We start from the raw sequence: 20,500 nt of genomic DNA, 5'->3' as shown, positions 1-20,500 counted from the left end.
CAACGCTTAGAATAAAATGCGGTTATTTTATGGATTATTGCGGTTTAACCACCACATTTAACAATTTACCTGGTACATAAATCACTTTCACGATTTGTGTATTGTCAGTAAATTTCTTCACATTTTCATCTGCAAATGCAACAGTTTTCACGGTTTCTTCATCCGCATCAGCTGCAACAGTCACTTTGCCACGAACTTTACCGTTGACTTGTACCACGATAAGTTTTTCGTCTTCTACCATCGCAGCTTCGTCAGCTTTCACCCATTCTGCATGGTCGATATTGCTTTCGTTACCTAAAGCTTTCCATAATTCAAAGCAGATATGTGGTGTGATAGGGTAAAGCATACGTACTACAGCGCTTAATGCTTCTGCCATAACCGCACGATCTTGTTCGCTTTCTAATGGTGCACGGGTTAATTTGTTCATTAACTCCATCACTGCCGCGATAGCGGTATTGAAGGTTTGACGGCGACCAATATCATCGCTCACTTTCGCGATCGTTTTATGCACATCACGGCGAAGCGCTTTTTGGTCTGCAGAAAGTGCGGTCACATCTAAAGCGGTTTTTGCAGGATTTTGGCTGTATTCATACACTAAATTCCATACACGGCCTAAGAAACGTTTCGCACCTTCTACGCCGGATTCTTGCCATTCAAGCGTCATTTCTGCAGGAGACGCGAACATCATAAATAGACGCACAGTATCTGCACCGTATTTTTCCACCATCTCTTGTGGGTCGATACCGTTGTTTTTGGATTTCGACATTTTGGTCATACCGGTATGCACCAATTCACGGCCTTCCGGATCGGTTGCTTTGATAATACGACCTTTTTCATCACGCTCAAGGGTCACTTGCGTTGGGCTCACCCAAATACGCTCGTTAGTCGGACTGGTGTAGTAGAACGCATCCGCTAATACCATGCCTTGGCATAATAATTTTTGTGCCGGCTCATCGCTCGTTACGAAACCTGCATCACGCAATAATTTGTGGAAGAAACGGAAGTAGAGCAAGTGCATTGTCGCGTGCTCGATACCGCCGATATATTGATCCACCGGTAACCAGTAATTCGCTTCCTCTTTATCCAACATGCCTTCCGCATAGCTTGGTGAGGTGTAGCGCGCGTAGTACCAAGATGATTCCATAAAGGTATCAAAGGTATCGGTTTCTTTTAATGCAGGTTCACCGTTGAAGGTGGTTTTTGCCCAGTTTGGATCCGCTTTAATTGGGCTTTTCACGCCATCCATGACCACATCTTCCGGCAGAATAATCGGTAAATCTTCGATTGGTGCTGGCACAGTTTCACCGTTTGGTAAGGTGAGCATTGGAATTGGTGCCCCCCAATAACGCTGACGAGAAACGCCCCAGTCACGCAAACGATAGTTAACTTGGCGTTTACCCACGCCTAATTTTTCTAATTTGTCCGCAATACCGTTGAATGCAGCATCAAAATCCAAACCATCAAACTCAGCAGAGTTCACTAATTTACCGTGTTCAACGAAAGCTTGTTTGGTTAAATCAATTTCTTCATCTGCAAGCGGTGCGATTACCTGTTTAATTGGCAAATTGTATTTTTGAGCAAATTCAAAGTCGCGTTGGTCGTGTGCTGGAACCGCCATTACTGCGCCAGTACCGTAGTGCATTAACACAAAGTTCGCGACCCAAATTGGTAATTTTTCACCGGTTAATGGATGAATAGCGAATAAGCCCGTTGCCATCCCTTTTTTCTCCATAGTGGCAAGGTCTGCTTCGGCCACTTTGGCATTTTTCGCTTCACGGATAAATTCAGCCAATTGAGGATTTTTTTCTGCCGCTAATTCTGCTAATGGGTGCGCTGCCGCGATACCTAAATAGCTCACACCATAGAAAGTATCTGGGCGGGTGGTATAAACCGCAACTTTTTCTGCGGTATCTGCCACATCAAATGTAATTTCCACCCCTTCAGAACGACCAATCCAGTTACGTTGCATGGTTTTTACCATATCCGGCCATTGTGGCAGTTGGTCTAATCCACCTAGTAATTGTTCTGCATAGTCAGTGATTTTAATAAACCATTGTGGGATTTCTTTTTGTTCGACCGGAGTGTCACAACGCCAGCAGCAACCTTCGTGCACCTGTTCGTTAGCCAATACGGTTTCATCGTTTGGACACCAGTTTACAGTTGAGGTTTTTTTATAAACTAAGCCTTTTTTATAAAGCTCGGTGAAGAACCATTGTTCCCATTTGTAGTATTCTGGACGGCAAGTCGCAATTTCGCGATCCCAGTCATAACCAAAGCCCAACATTTTGAGCTGGTTTTTCATGTATTCGATATTTTCGTAAGTCCATTTTGCGGGTGCAGTTTTATTTTTAATTGCAGCACCTTCAGCCGGCAAACCAAATGCATCCCAACCAATTGGCTGTAATACATTTTTGCCGTTCATACGTTGATAACGAGAAACCACATCACCGATGGTGTAGTTACGCACGTGACCCATGTGTAAACGGCCTGATGGGTAAGGGAACATTGAAAGACAGTAATATTTTTCTTTAGACGTATCTTTGATCGCTTTGAAGACTTTATTTTCAGCCCAATATTGTTGAACAGCGGGTTCAATCTGGCTTGGGTTATATTGTTGTTGCATAAATGTTAACCTTGTTTGTTCGCAAAAATGATGAGAATCATACCGCAAAATCGCGCTTTTTTGAATGGTAAGCGGTCGGATTTTCCGAAAAGTTTGCAAATTTGCATGATTCATCAGCTAAAGCTGAAAAATGAGCTTTTCTCTATCCCTATTTCTAGGTGGTTTATTGTGATAAATCAAAGCAGCTCTTACAATTATTTGCGTGCTTATAGCTGATTAGCTAGAATAGAAGTCTATTTTTACTGGAATGACGATAACATGACCATATTAGCACTTGGCATTAACCATAAAACCGCATCTGTTGATGTGCGGGGAAAAGTGGCGTTTGATGATATCAAACGCCAACTTGCGTTTATGCAAATTCAAGAAAGAGCGTTGGCAGAAAGTGTGGTGATCTTATCGACCTGCAACCGTACAGAGCTTTATTTCCATCAGCCAAATATTACGCCTCAAGAAGATCATATTGATAACCAAAGCTGGCGAGAGCAGTGTTTAAAATGGTTCGCGGAAATTCACCAAATCAGTGAAAGTGAATTACGTGAATGCATTTATTTTAAACAGAATTTAGAAGCTGCTCGTCATTTAATGAGTGTAGCTTGTGGATTGGATTCTTTAATTTTAGGTGAACCCCAAATCCTTGGACAAGTAAAACAGGCTTATCAATTTAGTGAAGCTTTTTATGCTTCTCAACACCAAAGCATTTCAACTAAATTATCTCGTTTATTCCAACGGACATTCTCCACGGCAAAGCGTGTCCGTTCAGAAACAGAAATTGGTGCGAGTGCGGTGTCTGTAGCTTATGCAGCCTGTGGGTTAGCTCGCCAAATTTTTGATCGTTTTGATAAATTACGTTTTTTATTAGTTGGTGCAGGTGAAACTATTGAGCTTGTTGCGCGCTATTTAATTCAACATGGCGCAAAAAATATTATGGTGGCCAACCGTACTCATGTTCGTGCTGAAATGTTGGCAGAAAAACTTGAAACGCCAATGCAAATCCTTTCACTAAGTGCCATGCAGTTAGGATTAAATCAAGCTGATGTGGTTATTAGCTCAACGGGTAGCCCAGATGTGTTGATTAGTAAAGAAATGGTCGAAATTGCCCAAAAGCAGCGCCAATATGATCCTTTATTGCTGATTGATATTGCGGTCCCTCGTGATATTGATGAAAACGCGGGTGAATTAGATTCAGTATATGCTTATAGCGTGGACGATCTGCAAAATATTATCCAACGCAACTTAGCCCAACGTGAGTTAGCAGCAAAACAAGCGGCAGATATTGTAGATGAAGAGTGTAAAGCATTTTTTGTTTGGTTGAAGCAACAACAATCAAGCGATTTAATTAAGCGTTATCGCCAAGATGCAGAACAACTTCGTCAGCAATTATTAGCAAAAGCTATCCAAGCGCTACAACAAGGGCAAGATAGTGAAAAAGTATTGCATGAATTAAGTTATAAACTGACAAACAGCTTATTACATACGCCAACACAAGCGTTACAAAGTATGGCAAAAGCAGGGAATTCAAAAGGATTGCAAAGTTTTTCTCAAGCTTTAAAAATTGAGGCAGAATAATTTATTTCAGCTATGCTGGAAAACTTGGTTTGCTCAATAATTTTGAGTATAATCAAGGCGTATTTTTTTAAATTGACAAAGAGGTTCTTATGGGTACTTTAGGTTATACCATTTTAACAGTGGCTTTTTCATTAGGTATGATCGTTTTATTCGCATCACTCATTTTCTAATAAAAAGCTTCGGTAGATGGCACAAGCAGAAACTTGTGCCTTTTCTTTTTTATAACCCTAATTTCTTTTATGCAAAAGCTTACTTTCGCCACATTAGATTTTAATGCTCAAAATACACCGGTTTCGACCGTTTTTGACGATATTTATTTTTCAAGCCAAGATGGTTTGGCAGAAAGCTATTATGTTTTTCAAGAAGGCAACCAACTTTGGGAACGCTGGTTAGCTTGCCAGCAAGCGGCTTTTGTTATTGCGGAAACTGGATTTGGCACTAGTTTAAATTTTCTTGCCGTTGCAGAGAAATTTCAACAATTTCGCCAAGCGTATCCAAATAATCCTTTAAAGCGTTTATATTTCATCTCTTTTGAAAAATTTCCGCTTACTTCGGTGCAATTAGCTCAAATACATCAATCTTATCCGCAATTTTCAGTGCTTTCAGAAAAGTTGGTTGACGTTTGGCGTCCACGCCAAACTGGTTGCCAGCGCTATCATTTTAATGAAGTTTATTTAGATCTCTGGTTTGGTGAGTTGGCAGAAAATCTACCGCAATTAGGTGATTTCTATCAAGGCGAAATTGATGCATGGTTTTTAGATGGTTTTTCGCCTGATAAAAATCCAGAAATGTGGCAAGAAAATCTTTACCAGCAAATGTTTCGATTAAGTCGAAATGGCGGAACCTTTGCAACCTTTACTGCAGCAAGTAAGGTAAGAAAAGGATTAGTCGCGGCAGGATTTGACGTATTCAAACGTAAAGGATTCGGTAAAAAAAGAGAAATGCTGTGGGGGCAGAAACCATTAACGGCAGAACACCAAGCGCCGAGTTATCCATATTTCTATACAGAAATAACGCAAAATAGCGATGATATTGCTTTAGTTGGTGGTGGTGTGGCGAGTTTATTTTTGGCGCTTTCTTTATTAGAACGAGGGAAAAAAGTCACACTATATTGTAAGGATCCTGACGTTGCAATGAATGCATCAGGGAATTTACAAGGCGCTATTTATCCACAGCTAAGTGATGATGATGAACGCAATGTGCGTTTTTATATTCATAGTTTTGATTATGCATTGCAGCGCTTAAAACAGCTTTCACCGAAAATTCAATTTGAACAGGGCTTAACTGGCGTTGCGTTAATGGCGTATAACGAGAAAACCGCGCTGAAATTAGCGAAAATAGCCAAACAAATTGATGATTCGAATTTATTTGAACTTTGCACAGCAAAAACCTTAAGTGAAAGAATCGGTTTACCAGTACAAGATGGTGGGGCATTTATTGCTGAGGGGGGCTGGCTTTCACCACATCAATTAGTTAAAAATGGTTTCGATTATTTGATTCGTCAAGGACTAAAAATTGTCTTTAATCACGAAGTTAAATCCCCTATTTTCCGTGATGGTCAGTGGCATTGGCAGTGGCAAAACCAAGATTATGCGCATGATATTTTGGTGCTAACAAATGGCAATGGTCTGATGGCATTTGAACAAAGTAAAGGTATTCCGCTTTACCCGGTTCGTGGGCAAGTTAGTCAGATTCCAACAACGCCAGATTTACAAAAACTACAGTGTGTGGTTTGTTATGATGGTTATTTAACGCCAGTTTCAGCAGAGAATATGCATTGTTTAGGTGCTAGCCATGTGCGTAATAATGATGAACGCCATTTTTCATTGAGCGAACATCACGAGAATTTAGCAAAATTACAGCAAAATATGACCGCTTGCGATTGGACGAAAAATATTGATTTATCCGCAAATTGGGCGAAACAAGGTGTTCGTGCAGCATTGCGTGATCGATTACCGATTGTGGGGGCAGTGCCGGATTATGTGGCACAAAAACAGCAATATGCGAACCTGTACAATGCACTTCGTCGCAAACAAGCGGTTGAAAATGCTAAAAATTTTACTAATCTGTATCTCATTAACGGGCTGGGATCGCGCGGCTTAACTACCGCTCCACTATTAGCGGAAATGTTAGCTGGGTTAATTTGTCGAGAGCCGATTCCGATGGGGGACGATATTTGGCGGATGTTATCACCTAATCGTGCTTGGATGAGAAAATTATTAAAAGGCAGTAAATTAGATGAGTAAGAGGGCAAATGAAGCAGGTTGAAATTTTTACTGATGGGTCTTGTTTAGGCAACCCAGGGCCGGGAGGTATTGGGATTTTGCTGCGCTATCAGGGACATGAAAAAACACTCAGCCAAGGGTATTTTCAAACGACCAATAATCGAATGGAACTTCGGGCGGTCATTATTGCCTTACAACGGCTAAAAGAATCTTGCCATGTTCAGTTACATTCTGATAGCCAATATATGAAAAATGGCATCACACAATGGATTTTTAGCTGGAAGCAGAAAGGGTGGAAAACGGCAAATGGTAAGTCTGTCAAAAACCAAGATTTATGGCAACAGCTTGATAGTGAAATTCGACGCCATCAAATTGAATGGTGTTGGGTAAAAGGGCACGCTGGGCATCGTGAAAACGAAATTTGCGATGAATTAGCAAAAGCAGGTGCAAATGCACCGACACAAGCAGATGAGGGTTACCAAGTAGAGGCTGATTAAAGTATATTGGTAAAATTTTAGTAAAATCAGACCGCTTGTTAAATTATTGTATTTTTATGGTGTTTGCTCTACGCAAACGTTTTCTTTTTTTGTAGAATAGGGGCTGTTTTGCCCATAGAGGTTTTTATGGTTGATATTATTATCATCGGAATTATTGCATTTTCTATCTTAGTGAGCCTATGGCGTGGTTTCGTTAGCGAAGCACTTTCACTAGGTGGCTGGATTATTGCATTTTGGATAGCAAGTAGCTTCTATCCTTATCTTAGCAGCTATTTAGCACAGATTAATTCCGTGTATTTGCAAAATTCTGAATTTTTACGTAATGGCGTAGCTGCGGCAATTTTATTTATTATCACCTTAATTGTTTGCGGCATTATTAGTGGTTTATTGCAAAAAATGGTGGATATGACAGGCGTACTTTCGACTACAGACCGAATTTTAGGCGGTGCTTTTGGCGTATTGCGTGGCGTATTGATTGTTGCAGCGCTTTTATTCTTTGCAGATACCTTCACTTCTATCAACCAAAACGAATTATGGACGGAATCAAAATTGATTCCTCACTTTGATTTTATTGTGAAATGGTTTTTTGAACAGCTACAAGCCAATTCGAGTTTCTTAAAAACGACTAACTAAGAGGTAATTTATTATGTGCGGCATTGTTGGTATTATCGGGCATTCGCCTGTTAATCAGGCTCTTTATGATGGGTTAACACTACTTCAACATCGGGGGCAAGATGCCGCAGGTATCGTTACCATTGACGCTGGAAACTGTTTTCGTTTACGAAAATCAAATGGCTTGGTAAGTGAAGTATTCAGACAAGAACATATGCTTAGACTGCAAGGTAATGCAGGTATTGGGCATGTGCGCTATCCCACAGCAGGCTCTTCTAGTGCATCAGAAGCACAACCATTCTATGTAAATTCACCATTCGGTTTAACGTTAGTGCATAATGGGAATTTAACTAACAGCGCTGAACTTAAAGAGCATCTTTTTAAAGAAGCTCGCCGCCATGTTAATACCAATTCTGATTCTGAAGCTTTACTCAACATTTTTGCACACTATCTTGATCAATATCCTACCAACCACCTTACTCCTGAAAATATTTTCGAAACGGTTCGTCAAACGAATAAAACAATTAAAGGCGCTTATGCCTGTATTGCGATGGTCATTGGCCATGGAATGATTGCATTTCGTGATCCATTTGGAATTCGACCATTAGTGTTAGGCAAACGTGAAGTAGATGGCAAAGTGGAATATATGTTTGCCTCTGAAAGTGTCGCGTTAGATATTGTAGGTTTTGAGTTTGTGCGTGATGTGCAACCTGGTGAGGCGATCTACATTACCTTTGATGGTGAATTATATTCTGCTAGTTGTGCAGAAGATCCGAAACTAAATCCGTGTATTTTCGAATTTGTGTATTTTGCCCGTCCAGACTCGGTTATTGATGGCGTTTCTGTCTATGCATCACGTGTGCATATGGGAGAAATGTTGGGTGAAAAAATCAAAAAAGAGTGGGGGCGCATGATTGATGAAATTGATGTTGTTATCCCAATTCCTGAAACTTCAAACGACATTGCTGTGCGCATTGCAAATGTATTATATAAGCCATATCGCCAAGGTTTTGTAAAAAACCGCTATGTTGCAAGAACCTTTATTATGCCAGGGCAAGAGCAGCGTAAGAGCTCCGTACGCCGTAAACTCAACCCAATTTCGGCTGAATTTAAAGGCAAAAATGTTTTATTAGTTGATGATTCTATTGTTCGTGGAACAACGTCGGAGCAAATCGTCGAAATGGCAAGAGCGGCAGGCGCGAAAAAAGTGTATTTTGCCTCAGCAGCTCCAGAAATTCGTTATCCTAATGTTTATGGCATTGATATGCCAACTAGTGAAGAATTAGTTGCTTATAAACGTAATGTAGATGAAATTGCTCAAATGATTGGCGTTGATAAACTAATTTTCCAAGATTTATCTGCATTGATTAAATCTGTTCAATTAGAAAATCCAGCGATTAAGCAGTTCGATGCTTCTGTCTTTACCGGCGAATATATTACGGGTGATATTGATGAAACTTATTTGAGTGCAATTGCCTCAGCGAGAAATGACAACGCTAAAGCAAAATTAGCTGCACAATCAGCTAATCTAGAAATGCATAATATTAGTTCTAACTAATTATTGTATTAGCCTTAAATAACAACGCCCGTATCAATCTTGAGCGGGTGTTTTGTCCTATATGCCACCAAAATTTAACCGCTTGTTATGCCAAATAATTGGTTACAAGCGGTTATTTTTTATGAAACTTTTACTCATTCTACGCAGGGAGTAAAAACAGCCCTTTCGGTGCAAAAGCCATTTCATAATGGGTAATTTCGCGCTCAAAACTAGCAGAAGAGACCTTCGCTAATAAGGGCGAACCTTGCCAATCCAAATGCAGTTCCAAATAAGCGCCCATATAATCGGCTTTGAGCACTTTGGCTGCGGTATTTGAATCTGGTTTTGCAGGAGATAATCGAATGGCTTCTGGGCGAATGCCTAATCGGCAATCACCATCAGCTAATGTACTTTCTAACCTAATTGTTTGTGAACCCACCGTTATTTTATCGCCCTTTTTCTTGGCTGGAACAAAGCTAGCCTCACCCATAAATTGGGCGATAAATTGATTTTTTGGTGCTTGATAAAGCTGCTCTGGGCTGCCTTGTTGAACAATCTGCCCTTTATCCATCACCACAATTTGATCTGAAACGGCAAAAGCCTCACTTTGGTCATGTGTGACATATACCGCAGTGATATTTAATCGTTGTTGTAATGCGCGAATTTTCTCACGCATAACTTGACGCAAATTGCTATCTAAATTAGAAAGTGGCTCGTCAAACAATAAAATTTTCGGTTTCAATACCAAAGCTCTGGCTAGCGCCACACGCTGTTGTTGCCCACCCGAAATCTGATCGATAAAGCGATCTTCAAAGCCTGCAAGCTCAACTAATGCTAAAGCCTCTTTTACTCGCTCAAGTCGCTCTGTTTTCTTTACACCAGCCATTTTCAAGCTAAATCCTACATTCTCACCAATCGTTAAATGTGGGAAAAGCGCATAAGATTGAAACACGATGCCAATATCTCGATACTGCGGGGCAAGTTGTCCAATTTCGTTATTTTCTAACAAAATCTGACCGCTTGTTGCAAGCTCAAGGCCTGCAATTAGGCGTAAAATCGTTGTTTTACCACAGCCAGAGGGGCCTAGAATTGTCACCATTTTGCCTTTTTCGATGCTGAGATTAAAATCGGTCACAATTTTATTTTGCCCAAATTGCTTGGAAATCTTTTTCAATTCAAGAAATGCGCTCATATTCCTCCTTATCGCACACTATCTGCGCGCATTCTTGGCGCCAGTAATAAGTTAAAAATTAAGATAATACTCATCATCGTCACAATTAAGGTTGCCCCATAAGCGATAGCTAAACCGTAATCCCCATCTTCGACACGATTTAAAATATAAGAGGTTGCGACTCGGGTTGTTGGCGTCACTAAGAAAATAATCGCACTAATGGTTGTCATTGAGCGCACAAAACTGCTGACTAATGCCGACAACAACGCGGGTTTTAATAATGGAAATACAACATAAACCAACGTTTTCCAACCATTTGCTTTAAGCGTGAATGCCGCTTCTTCTAACGATTTATCAATTTGATTTAATGCTGCAATTGCAGAACGCATCCCAACGGGCATATTGCGAGTCACCATTGAAAGCACAATAATCGCACTCGTGCCCGTTAAATAAATTGGCGATTGATTAAATGCTAATAAATACGAAACACCAGCCACAGTGCCAGGAACCGCAAAACATAATAGCGTTAAAAAAGCTAAACTCTCACGCCCTTTAAATGTTTTACGGGTAGTTAAATAAGCTAATAATAAACCAACTAATGCTGTGATTGGCGCGGCACAAAGTGCATATAACACAGTTTGAATCAAAGAAGGGAAACCGCCAAAATCAATGCCTTGTCCGAATAATTTTTGGTAATTTTCAAAGGTAAAACTATGATTTACTCCCCAGTTCACGGTAAAACTGCCAAAGAAAATTGAGCCATAAAGCACTAAATTAAATAATGCCCAGCAACTTAATGCCACAATCACGAGATATTTTATGCCCAGTGGTAGCGCTTGACGATTCGCATGGCTCATTTTGCCAGATTGCGTAACATAAGATTGCTTACCAAGCCAATAATGCTGGACAAAAAAGATGGCCAGTGAAACCAGCAACAAAAGACTACCCAAAGTTGCCGCAATCGCATAATCAGGATTTGCGCCCACCATATAAAAATAAATTTGGCTGGCAAGAACATCAAAATCCCCACCCAATACAAATGGCGTACTAAAATCAGCTAATGATTGAATAAACGTAATCAAAAAAGCGTTCGCTAGTGCAGGTTTCAGGAGTGGCAATAATACATAAAAGAAAATTTGGTTACGTGAAGCGTGTAAAGTATATCCAGCCTCTTCTAGCGTTGCCGGAATCGCTTTTAGTGCGCCTTCAATAATCATGAAAGCCATTGGTGTTAATGCCAAAGTATGAGAAATTGCAATACCATTAAAGCCATAAAGCCAATTTTTACTCATACCGAGATAATTAACTAAAAACTCTGTCACATACCCTGCGCGACCAAACAACATTGCAATACCCAGTCCAACCACAAAAGGTGGAGTTACAATAGGCAACATCGAAAAGGTCTTACTAATAAAGCGAGTTCGCTTACCAATTCGCGTGGTGTAAAGGGCGAATAGCAGTCCGAAGAAAGTAGAAAGCAGCCCAACCGCACCTGAAACTGACAGTGAATTTAAAATTACTCGCCCCATTTGTGGCTGGGAAAATACACTTAAGCTATGGGAAAGATTGAATTGCCCTTCGCTATAAAACAGTGTGCTAAAAAGTATCCCCGTAGGATAGACAATAAATAGCCCGATAATAATTAACATGCCAATAAAGGCAGCAATAATAAAACGGTCACCTTGCATAAACTGGAGCTTAGCCAGGTTTTCAACCAGAAGTGCGGTTAGGGTAATAAAAAGTACAATGCTAGAATAGCCTAAACTAAATTGAGTCAGTTTAGCTGAAATCAACACAAACAGTGTAATGGCTATCAGAAAGATAACGTTCCACTTTGGGCGTTGTAATTTAGCAAGAATTGGCAACAGCCAAGGCAAGGCAAACCAGAACCAACTAAGATTATATTGCGCATAGCCCATCGCCGCATGAACTTCATCTACGGTAGATTCGGCCAAACCATAATATAGCGCTCGACTCGGCAAAACAAAAAAGGCAAGTAGCGACAGCCCAAGCCATAAATAAGAAGAAATACGCAACATAAAGAGAAAACAAGCGGTTAATTTTGTGTAACTTTTTGCAAAGTGTAACAAAGAATTAACCGCTTGCGACATTTCATTAGATTATTTTGTTAATTTATTAGCAAGTTTGACATCATTTAACCATTTATCAATCAAACGCTTGCCTTCTTCGCTCGAACCAAATTTATCAAAATCAAATTCGATTAAATCTAATTTTTTCGGCTCTGGCGATTTCTCTGAGGCTTGCGCATCTACGGTGACTGGAATTTGGTAAAGTTTGTGATCACGCCATGGCATTTCTTGAATTTCTTTAGATAGCACAAAATCTGCAAATAATTTCGCGTTTTCTAAATTACGTGCATTTTTGATAATGCTTGTTCCACCTAATGCATAACCCACTTTGCCTTCTGGAATCACATATTCAATCGGTGCCCCTTTTTCTTTTTCCGTAGTATAAGCATGAATAAAACCAATACTTTCTGTAATTTCACCACGTGTTAAATTCGTGGTGACTAAATTACTTTTTGGATATTGCGAAATGTTTTGATCTAATTTCTTCAAATATTCAAAGGCTTTTTCCTCTCCCATTAAAGAGATAAAGGTTGCCATTGCTGTAAAGGTTGTGCCTGATGAACGAGGATCTGGCAGCTGAATTTCACCACTAAGTTTTGGGTCAAGTAAATCATCCCATGTTTTCGGCATTGGTAAGCCTAATTTTGCAAGTTTCTCCGTATTTACGCCAATTCCCAACACTAACATATATGTAGCAGAGGTATATTCCCCTTTCGATGAACTCATTAAATTTTTAAATTGAGGCAGAATATTAGCCTGATTTTTCGGACGATATGCCTCAAGTAAACCTAACTCTCCTGCTTGAAAGTGAGGTTCAATCGTACCGCCATACCAAACATCAGCCTGTGGATTATCTTTTTCAGCTTTTAATTTACCTAATACAGTACCTGTACTAGCTTGAATAAAAGAGGTTTTCACATCATACTTTTGACTAAAGCGCTGCGCAACATCTTCACATGCTTGATTTTGCACAGTGCAATAAATGGTAAGTCTTCCTTCTGCCTGAGCACTTTGCGATGTAAGTGCAGCGATTGCTAAGCTGCTAGCTAATGTGATTTTTTTTAATGCGTGTTTCATGTGTTATAATCCTACATATATTAGGGGAATTGAGTTGCCAAGTGTAGCATTTAATTTCCTTATTGCAATGTATCTTGCTAATAAAAGTTCGGCATAATGCAGAATTTTTCGGCATATAAAATTATTTTTAAAATTTCTGTTTGACAGCACTCTTAAAATCCGTAAAATACGCAGCATCTCTTCTAGAGAACCTCCAAACGCGGGAATAGCTCAGTTGGTAGAGCACGACCTTGCCAAGGTCGGGGTCGCGAGTTCGAGCCTCGTTTCCCGCTCCATTTTCTTCATCGTTCAAATCTTAGGCGTGTTAGCAAAGCGGTTATGCACTGGATTGCAAATCCATGTAGCTCGGTTCGACTCCGGGACACGCCTCCATTATCTATTTTTTAATACTTAATTTAATATATCTCGGCATATAGGACAAAACCAACGGAACAATCTAACCAAATTTAGTTAGGATTTAATTTAGATTTAAACGTAAATGTTTTATTGCAATGGAAACATTTATAGCGTTGAAGATTATTTTGTCTGACATGCTTCTGAATAGAAGAGTGTAAGCAAAAAGGACAGTTTTTTATTCATATTTCAAAAAGTGTGCTTAAAGCCTTGTACTATAAGGCTTTAAGCACCTTTTTACCAACTATTTTGTCCTATATGGCTAAAAATTTACAAAATACTGAAGGTTAGCCAAGTAAGCTTTTAAGCGCTTGGCCGATATCGGCTAGGCTTCTTACCGTTTTCACGCCTGCGACTTCTAAGGCTGCAAATTTTTCATCGGCTGTGCCTTTTCCACCACTGATAATTGCGCCTGCGTGCCCCATTCGTTTACCTTTTGGTGCAGTCACACCAGCAATGTAGCTCACAACAGGTTTCGTTACATTTGTTTTAATGAACGCTGCCGCTTCTTCTTCTGCAGTGCCACCAATTTCACCAATCATGACAATCGCTTCTGTTTCAGGATCTTCTTGGAAGAGTTTAAGAATATCAATAAAGTTAGAACCTGGAATTGGGTCACCACCGATGCCTACGCAAGTTGATTGCCCAAAACCTTCATCGGTAGTTTGTTTTACCGCTTCATAAGTAAGCGTACCTGAACGGGAAACAATGCCGACTTTACCTTTTTTATGAATGCTGCCTGGCATAATGCCGATTTTGCATTCACCTGGTGTAATGACGCCTGGGCAGTTAGGCCCAATCATACGCACGCCAGTTTCTTTTAATTTTTGTTTTACTAGCACCATATCCAAGGTTGGAATGCCTTCGGTAATACAAACAATTAATTGAATACCAGCATCAATCGCTTCTAAAATGGCATCTTTACAAAAAGCAGCTGGTACATAGATAACCGTTGCTGTTGCGCCAGTGGCTTCTACGGCTTCACGCACGGTGTTAAATACAGGTAAGCCTAAATGTATTGTGCCACCTTTATTAGGAGAGACACCACCTACTAATTGGGTACCATAAGCTAAGGCTTGTTCACTATGGAATGTTCCTTGTCCACCAGTAAAACCTTGGCAGATTACTTTTGTATTTTTATCAATTAAAATCGCCATTTAATTTTCCTCCGCTGCACGAACAGAAAGTGTTGCTGCTTCTGTTAAACTTTTTGCTGGAATAATGCTTAATCCACTTTTGGCAAGAATTTCACGCCCTTGCTCTGCGTTAGTGCCTTCAAGTCGAACAATGACTGGCACATGCACGCCCACTTCATTGAAGGCTGCAATAATACCATCGGCAATTAAGTCACAACGCACAATACCGCCGAAAATGTTAACTAACACGGCTTTCACTTTGCTATCCGAAAGAATTAGTTTAAATGCTTGGGCAACACGCTCTTTCGTTGCGCCACCACCAACATCTAAGAAGTTAGCAGGTTGACCGCCATGTAATTTCACAATATCCATAGTGCCCATTGCAAGCCCTGCACCGTTTACCATACAGCCAATATTGCCGTCTAATGCAACATAGTTAAGCTCCCATTCAGCCGCTTCTGCTTCTCGTGGGTCTTCTTGTTTTGGATCTTGCATCGCTTTTAGCGCAGGTTGGCGATAAAGAGCGTTATTATCCACAATCATTTTGCCATCTAAGCAAATCAACTTATTATCAGGGGTAAGAATTAACGGGTTGATTTCAAGTAGAGCTAAATCTTTCTCAACAAAGAGTTTAGCAAGTTTCACGAAAAGATCAGCAAATTGATGAACCGCTTTTTCTTTTAACCCTAATTTGAAGGCTAACTCTCTGCCTTGATAGGGTTGTCCGCCTACAAGCGGGTCGATTTCGGTTTTAAAAAGCAAATGTGGTGTTTGAGCTGCGACTTCTTCAATGTTCATTCCACCCGCAGAAGAAGCAATAAACACGATTTTTTGTGCACTGCGGTCAATCACGGCACTTAAATAAAGTTCTTGTGCAATTTGACAGGTTTCTTCAATGTAAATGTAATCAACAGGCTGGCCTTGCGCATCGGTTTGGAAAGTCACTAAACGTTGACCTAACCAAAGATCGGCAAAGCGACGAGCTTCTTCTTCATTGTGAACTAATTTCACACCACCGGCTTTTCCTCGACCACCACCATGAATCTGACATTTGGCTGCCCATGATTCACCGTTTAGGCGTTTTAAAGCACTGGCAACTTCATCGGCAGATTGGCATACAATACCTTGGCTAATTGGAAGTTGATATTCCGCTAAAATCTGTTTGGCTTGGTATTCATGTAGATTCATACCTTCTCCTTTTACTAAATAAGTCGAGACTAAATTTTTGTGAAAATTTGCAAATGCCAGTATAAAAATGACCGCTTGTTTATTTCAAACGGCCATTAGTAAAAAGGCTTAAATTTCAAGTAATAAGCGTGTTGGATCTTCTAATAAATCACGTACAGCAACTAAGAAGCCGACAGACTCACGACCATCAATTAAACGGTGATCGTAAGAAAGCGCTAAATACATCATTGGGCGAATTACCACCTGACCATCTACAGCAACAGGACGCTCTTTAATCGCATGCATGCCTAAAATGGCGCTTTGCGGTGGGTTGATAATTGGCGTAGACATCAATGAACCAAAAACACCACCATTGGTAATCGTGAAGTTACCACCAGTTAAATCTTCTACGGTGAGTTTGCCGTCACGCCCTTTTTCAGCTAACACTTTGATGGTTTTTTCAATATCTGCCATCGAAAGTTTGTCGCAGTTGCGTACTACTGGAGTAACTAAACCGCGTGGGGTAGAAACAGCAATACTGATGTCGAAATAGTTGTGATAAACCACATCGTCGCCATCAATAGACGCGTTAACTTCAGGATAGCGTTTTAATGCTTCCACCACAGCTTTAATGTAGAACGACATAAAGCCTAATCGCACACCATGTTGTTTTTCGAATTTATCGCCATAAGTTTTGCGTAAATCCATAATCGGTTTCATATCCACTTCATTAAAGGTGGTAAGCATTGCAGTACTGTTTTTCGCTTCTAATAAACGTTCTGCGATACGTTTACGTAAACGGGTCATCGGCACGCGTTTTTCACTACGTGCAGAGTAAGCAACGGTGCTGATTGTATTGGATTCGCTTGCTTCAGTTCTTGCAGTTTGTGCTTGTTGTTTAGCAATATAAGCATTGATATCTTCGCGCGTTAAACGACCGCCCACGCCAGTGCCTTGTACTTTGTGTGCTTCAATCCCGTGTTCAGCTAATAAACGGCGAATGGCTGGGCCTTGAGAATCTGCATCAGAATGGTCGTTTTCAATCGCAGAAGTGTGGCGATCGCTCGGGGTTGGTTCTACATCAGGTTTTGCAGAAGTTTCAATAATATCGCCCGCTTGTTGTGTAGAAATTTTACCTAAAACTTGTTGTGAAATAACGGTTGCGCCAGTTTCTTGTAAAATTTCAGCTAATACACCATCAACCGGTGCCGGCACTTCTAATACCACTTTATCCGTTTCAATTTCCACTAAAACTTCATCGCGCTTAATGCGGTCCCCAGCTTTTTTATGCCAAGTTGCGACAGTCGCATCAGCTACAGATTCAGGTAATACGGGAGTAAGAATTTCAATAGTCATTTTGTTCTTCCTTTTTTATGGATAACCGAAGAAAGAATTTGCTTCGGTTATCATCAATCGTTTATGCGATTATAAACTTAATGCTTTTTCAATGATTTCACGTTGTTGCTGATTATGTAATGAAACATAACCCACCGCTGGTGATGCTGATGCAGGGCGGCTGACTAAAGTCAATGAAGCGCCTTTTGGAATAGAAGCTTCAAAGTTATGTTTACTACAATACCACGCCCCTTGGTTTAATGGTTCTTCTTGGCACCAAACGAAATCTGTAACATGCGCATAAGGTTCAAGCACTTTTGCCATATCGGTATAAGGGAATGGATAAAGTTGTTCGATACGAATAATCGCAATGTCGGTTTGATTATTTTTACGGCGCTCTTCAAGTAAGTCGTAATAGACTTTACCTGAACAAAGAATAACGCGTTTCACTGCTTTAGGGTTAATTTCATCAATTTCGCCAATCACATTTTGGAATGTACCATCGGTCAGTTCTTCTAAACGCGAAACAGCTAATGGATGGCGTAATAATGATTTTGGAGAAATCGCAACTAATGGACGACGCATTTTGCGTAATGCTTGGCGACGTAACATATGGTAAACCTGTGCAGGTGTACTCGGGATACATACCTGAATATTTTGTTCAGCACAAAGTTGTAGGTAACGTTCAAGACGAGCAGAGGAGTGCTCAGGGCCTTGTCCTTCATAGCCGTGTGGTAATAACATGACTAAGCCACACATTCTGCCCCATTTTTGTTCGCCCGAGCTAATAAATTGGTCAATCACAATTTGTGCACCGTTAGCAAAGTCACCAAATTGAGCTTCCCAAATAGTTAAGGTTTTCGGATCGGTGGTTGCAAAACCATATTCAAATGCAAGCACGGCTTCTTCAGAGAGTACGGAATCCCATACTTGGAAGCGACCTTGGTTAGCATGTAAATGGGTTAATGGTACAAAGCCTGTGCCATCGTTTTGGTTATGGACTACAGCATGGCGGTGGAAGAATGTACCACGGCCAGCATCTTCGCCTGAAATACGTACATGAGTGCCTTCATCTAATAAGGTTGCGTACGCCATGGTTTCAGCCATACCCCAATCGAGCAATTTTTTACCATCAGCCATCTCTTTACGATCAGCATAGATTTTTTCAACACGAGAATGTGCTTTTACGTTTTCAGGATATTCTGAAACACGTTTTGCTAAAGTGGTAAAGCGATCTACAGGGAATTTGTTTTCATATTCCGCAGTCCAGTCGTAGTTAAGGTATTGCAACCAATCTACCGCAGCCATATCCATTTCACGCCATTCAGGCACAACGCATTCGCCTTTATCTAAGGCATCGCGGTAGTTATTCATCATCTCGGTGGCTTCATCTTGATTTAAGACACCTTCTGCGGTTAAGCGATCTGCATAAACTTTACGTGGCGTTGGATGTTTTTTAATGATGCTATACATCATAGGTTGAGTTGCTAATGGTTCATCGGCTTCATTATGACCATGACGACGATATGAAATGAGGTCAATGAAAATATCTCGTTTGAATTTTGTACGATATTCCACCGCCATTCTTGCTGCAAATGCGACTGCTTCTGGATCATCGCCGTTAACATGAATAATCGGTGCTTGGATCATTTTCGCAATATCGGTACAGAATTCGGTTGAACGGGTGTCGTTCGGATTAGATGTCGTGAAACCAATTTGGTTATTGATCACAATACGAATCGTACCACCAACACGATAACCACGCGCGTTAGACATATTCAACGTTTCTTGTACAACACCTTGACCCGTAATAGCAGAATCTCCATGTACGGTAATTGCTAACACCTTCTCGAATTCTTTATCGCCTATGCGTTCTTGGCGAGCACGCACAGCACCAATGACCACAGGGCTTACAATTTCTAAGTGAGATGGGTTAAAGGCGAGGGTAAGGTGTACGCGTTTGTCATCAACCGCAAAATCTGAAGAGAAACCTTGGTGATATTTTACATCACCAGTACGATTATCATGTGCGTGTTTACCGGCAAATTCATCAAAGAGATTCTCAGGGCGTTTACCTAATACGTTAACCAACATATTTAAGCGACCACGGTGTGCCATTCCCATAACGATATCTTTAATGCCATTACGGCTTGCATGGCGGATAATCTCTTTCATCATTGGAATAAAGGCATCAGATCCCTCTAAAGAGAAACGTTTTGCACCAGGGAATTTCGCACCAATATAACGTTCTAAACCATCTGCAGCAGTTAACTCTTCTAATAGATTTACTTTTTCCGCTTTTGTAAATAACGGTTTGTTATTGATGGTTTCAATTTTGCTTTGTAGCCAGTTACGCTGTTCCATATCTTGAACATGCATAAATTCTAGGCCGATAGTACCTAAATAGGTTTCCTTTAACGCTTCGGCAAGTTCACCTAATTTCATGGTGTCTTTGCCATAAACATATTTCCCAACGGTCACGGTTTCATTGAGATCTTGCTCGCTAAAGCCATGGCTTTGATAGTCTAATTCCGGCACGCTAGAGGTTTTCCAACGATAATAGCCTAATGGGTCAAGATTTGCCTGCGTATAGCCACGGAAACGATAGGCGTTAATCCATTGCAATAAACGCACTTGGCGCGCACCTGCATCTGGGTCAACAACATTAATGGATTCTGGAATGTTTTCGCGGGCTAATTTTCGGAAATAATCACGAACTTGAGAGTGGGGTTGTTCAACCACTGAGGTTGTCGGGAAACTATTAAAGACGGCTTGCCATGAAGGGTCAACGGAGTGAGGATCGTCCAAATATTGTTCGTAGATTTCTTCAATATAGGACTGGTTGCTTCCCCCAAATGGAGAAGACGCTAACCAATCATCAAAGTTTTTGTATTGTTTTTGCATATGAACCTAACCTGTGTTGAGGGAGATTAGGCGCATTATACCCGAAAGCAAAAGTAAATAATGTGAGCTAAGTCAGATTTTTGAATTTTTTTAACAAAAAAACAACAAAAAAAGAAGTACTTCTCCCTTTTAGCTCTTATTTACATAAAAATTAGCAAAATATT

14 protein-coding genes and 2 tRNA genes are annotated in these 20,500 nt (G+C 40.5%); 7 read left to right on the top strand and 9 right to left on the bottom strand.

Going from position 1 to position 20,500, the window contains the following annotated elements:
* Positions 1-34 precede the first annotated feature (34 nt).
* Positions 35-2,623, bottom strand: a complete 2,589-nt coding sequence (leuS, locus tag HSP_RS0108790; RefSeq protein WP_007524895.1) for a leucine--tRNA ligase — start codon at positions 2,621-2,623, stop codon at positions 35-37.
* A gap of 258 nt (positions 2,624-2,881) precedes the next feature.
* Here leuS and hemA point away from each other — a divergent pair, with 258 nt between their 5' ends.
* The 5 genes from hemA to purF all read left to right on the top strand — a co-directional run bounded on the left by hemA (position 2,882) and on the right by purF (position 9,084).
* A complete protein-coding gene (hemA, locus tag HSP_RS0108785; RefSeq protein WP_007524644.1) occupies positions 2,882-4,192 on the top strand; it encodes a glutamyl-tRNA reductase in 1,311 nt (436 codons plus the stop codon).
* Between the two features lie 239 nt (positions 4,193-4,431).
* A complete protein-coding gene (mnmC, locus tag HSP_RS0108775; RefSeq protein WP_007525192.1) occupies positions 4,432-6,438 on the top strand; it encodes a bifunctional tRNA (5-methylaminomethyl-2-thiouridine)(34)-methyltransferase MnmC2/FAD-dependent 5-carboxymethylaminomethyl-2-thiouridine(34) oxidoreductase MnmC1 in 2,007 nt (668 codons plus the stop codon).
* Between the two features lie 8 nt (positions 6,439-6,446).
* Positions 6,447-6,914 (top strand): ribonuclease HI, encoded by a 468-nt coding sequence (gene rnhA, locus HSP_RS0108770; protein WP_007524807.1) that lies wholly within the window; start codon positions 6,447-6,449, stop codon positions 6,912-6,914.
* A gap of 126 nt (positions 6,915-7,040) precedes the next feature.
* Positions 7,041-7,547, top strand: a complete 507-nt coding sequence (locus tag HSP_RS0108765) for a CvpA family protein (protein ID WP_007525477.1) — start codon at positions 7,041-7,043, stop codon at positions 7,545-7,547.
* Between the two features lie 13 nt (positions 7,548-7,560).
* The gene (gene purF, locus HSP_RS0108760; RefSeq protein WP_007525228.1) at positions 7,561-9,084 is read left to right on the top strand and encodes an amidophosphoribosyltransferase; all 1,524 of its coding nucleotides are present in this window, start codon (positions 7,561-7,563) and stop codon (positions 9,082-9,084) included.
* Positions 9,085-9,223: 139 nt separating this feature from the next.
* Here the strand turns inward: purF and HSP_RS0108755 are convergent, their stop codons facing one another.
* From HSP_RS0108755 to HSP_RS0108745, 3 genes are all read right to left on the bottom strand, one after another.
* Positions 9,224-10,255: an ATP-binding cassette domain-containing protein gene (locus tag HSP_RS0108755; RefSeq protein ID WP_007525141.1), complete on the bottom strand. Its 1,032-nt coding sequence runs from the start codon at positions 10,253-10,255 to the stop codon at positions 9,224-9,226.
* Positions 10,256-10,263: 8 nt separating this feature from the next.
* Positions 10,264-12,273, bottom strand: a complete 2,010-nt coding sequence (locus tag HSP_RS0108750; protein WP_029495364.1) for an ABC transporter permease — start codon at positions 12,271-12,273, stop codon at positions 10,264-10,266.
* 81 nt (positions 12,274-12,354) lie between these two features.
* Positions 12,355-13,401, bottom strand: coding sequence for an ABC transporter substrate-binding protein (locus tag HSP_RS0108745; RefSeq protein WP_007525190.1), 1,047 nt, complete (start codon positions 13,399-13,401; stop codon positions 12,355-12,357).
* A 199-nt stretch (positions 13,402-13,600) separates the two neighbouring features.
* Here HSP_RS0108745 and HSP_RS0108740 point away from each other — a divergent pair.
* Both HSP_RS0108740 and HSP_RS0108735 read left to right on the top strand, forming a co-directional pair.
* Positions 13,601-13,676, top strand: a tRNA-Gly gene (locus HSP_RS0108740).
* Between the two features lie 23 nt (positions 13,677-13,699).
* A tRNA-Cys gene (locus tag HSP_RS0108735) sits at positions 13,700-13,773 on the top strand.
* Positions 13,774-13,847: 74 nt separating this feature from the next.
* Here HSP_RS0108735 and HSP_RS11670 read toward each other — a convergent pair.
* The 5 genes from HSP_RS11670 to sucA all read right to left on the bottom strand — a co-directional run bounded on the left by HSP_RS11670 (position 13,848) and on the right by sucA (position 20,336).
* Positions 13,848-13,976: a transposase-like zinc-binding domain-containing protein gene (locus HSP_RS11670; protein WP_424320154.1), complete on the bottom strand. Its 129-nt coding sequence runs from the start codon at positions 13,974-13,976 to the stop codon at positions 13,848-13,850.
* 105 nt (positions 13,977-14,081) lie between these two features.
* Positions 14,082-14,951, bottom strand: coding sequence for a succinate--CoA ligase subunit alpha (sucD, locus tag HSP_RS0108730; RefSeq protein WP_007524543.1), 870 nt, complete (start codon positions 14,949-14,951; stop codon positions 14,082-14,084).
* Positions 14,952-16,118 (bottom strand): ADP-forming succinate--CoA ligase subunit beta, encoded by a 1,167-nt coding sequence (gene sucC / locus HSP_RS0108725; RefSeq protein ID WP_007524364.1) that lies wholly within the window; start codon positions 16,116-16,118, stop codon positions 14,952-14,954. It lies immediately after the preceding gene.
* 108 nt (positions 16,119-16,226) lie between these two features.
* Positions 16,227-17,453 carry a 2-oxoglutarate dehydrogenase complex dihydrolipoyllysine-residue succinyltransferase gene (odhB, locus tag HSP_RS0108720; RefSeq protein ID WP_007524073.1) on the bottom strand — a complete coding sequence of 409 codons (1,227 nt, stop codon included), beginning with the start codon at positions 17,451-17,453 and terminating at the stop codon, positions 16,227-16,229.
* Between the two features lie 69 nt (positions 17,454-17,522).
* Entirely contained in the window at positions 17,523-20,336 is a 2,814-nt protein-coding gene (sucA, locus tag HSP_RS0108715) for a 2-oxoglutarate dehydrogenase E1 component (protein ID WP_007525267.1), read from the bottom strand.
* Positions 20,337-20,500 lie beyond the last annotated feature (164 nt).

This window comes from Haemophilus sputorum CCUG 13788, assembly GCF_000238795.1.
In the GTDB taxonomy this organism is placed as follows: domain Bacteria; phylum Pseudomonadota; class Gammaproteobacteria; order Enterobacterales; family Pasteurellaceae; genus Haemophilus_A; species Haemophilus_A sputorum.
Note: the sequence above shows the minus strand (reverse complement) of the source record. Positions and strands in the feature narration are given on the sequence as shown.

Coding starts and splice junctions, on each gene's coding strand:
- leuS (WP_007524895.1), bottom strand. CDS start 2,623: ATGCAACAACAATATAACCCAAGCCAGATTGAACCCGCTGTTCAACAA.
- hemA (WP_007524644.1), top strand. CDS start 2,882: ATGACCATATTAGCACTTGGCATTAACCATAAAACCGCATCTGTTGAT.
- mnmC (WP_007525192.1), top strand. CDS start 4,432: ATGCAAAAGCTTACTTTCGCCACATTAGATTTTAATGCTCAAAATACA.
- rnhA (WP_007524807.1), top strand. CDS start 6,447: ATGAAGCAGGTTGAAATTTTTACTGATGGGTCTTGTTTAGGCAACCCA.
- HSP_RS0108765 (WP_007525477.1), top strand. CDS start 7,041: ATGGTTGATATTATTATCATCGGAATTATTGCATTTTCTATCTTAGTG.
- purF (WP_007525228.1), top strand. CDS start 7,561: ATGTGCGGCATTGTTGGTATTATCGGGCATTCGCCTGTTAATCAGGCT.
- HSP_RS0108755 (WP_007525141.1), bottom strand. CDS start 10,255: ATGAGCGCATTTCTTGAATTGAAAAAGATTTCCAAGCAATTTGGGCAA.
- HSP_RS0108750 (WP_029495364.1), bottom strand. CDS start 12,273: ATGTTGCGTATTTCTTCTTATTTATGGCTTGGGCTGTCGCTACTTGCC.
- HSP_RS0108745 (WP_007525190.1), bottom strand. CDS start 13,401: ATGAAACACGCATTAAAAAAAATCACATTAGCTAGCAGCTTAGCAATC.
- sucD (WP_007524543.1), bottom strand. CDS start 14,951: ATGGCGATTTTAATTGATAAAAATACAAAAGTAATCTGCCAAGGTTTT.
- sucC (WP_007524364.1), bottom strand. CDS start 16,118: ATGAATCTACATGAATACCAAGCCAAACAGATTTTAGCGGAATATCAA.
- odhB (WP_007524073.1), bottom strand. CDS start 17,453: ATGACTATTGAAATTCTTACTCCCGTATTACCTGAATCTGTAGCTGAT.
- sucA (WP_007525267.1), bottom strand. CDS start 20,336: ATGCAAAAACAATACAAAAACTTTGATGATTGGTTAGCGTCTTCTCCA.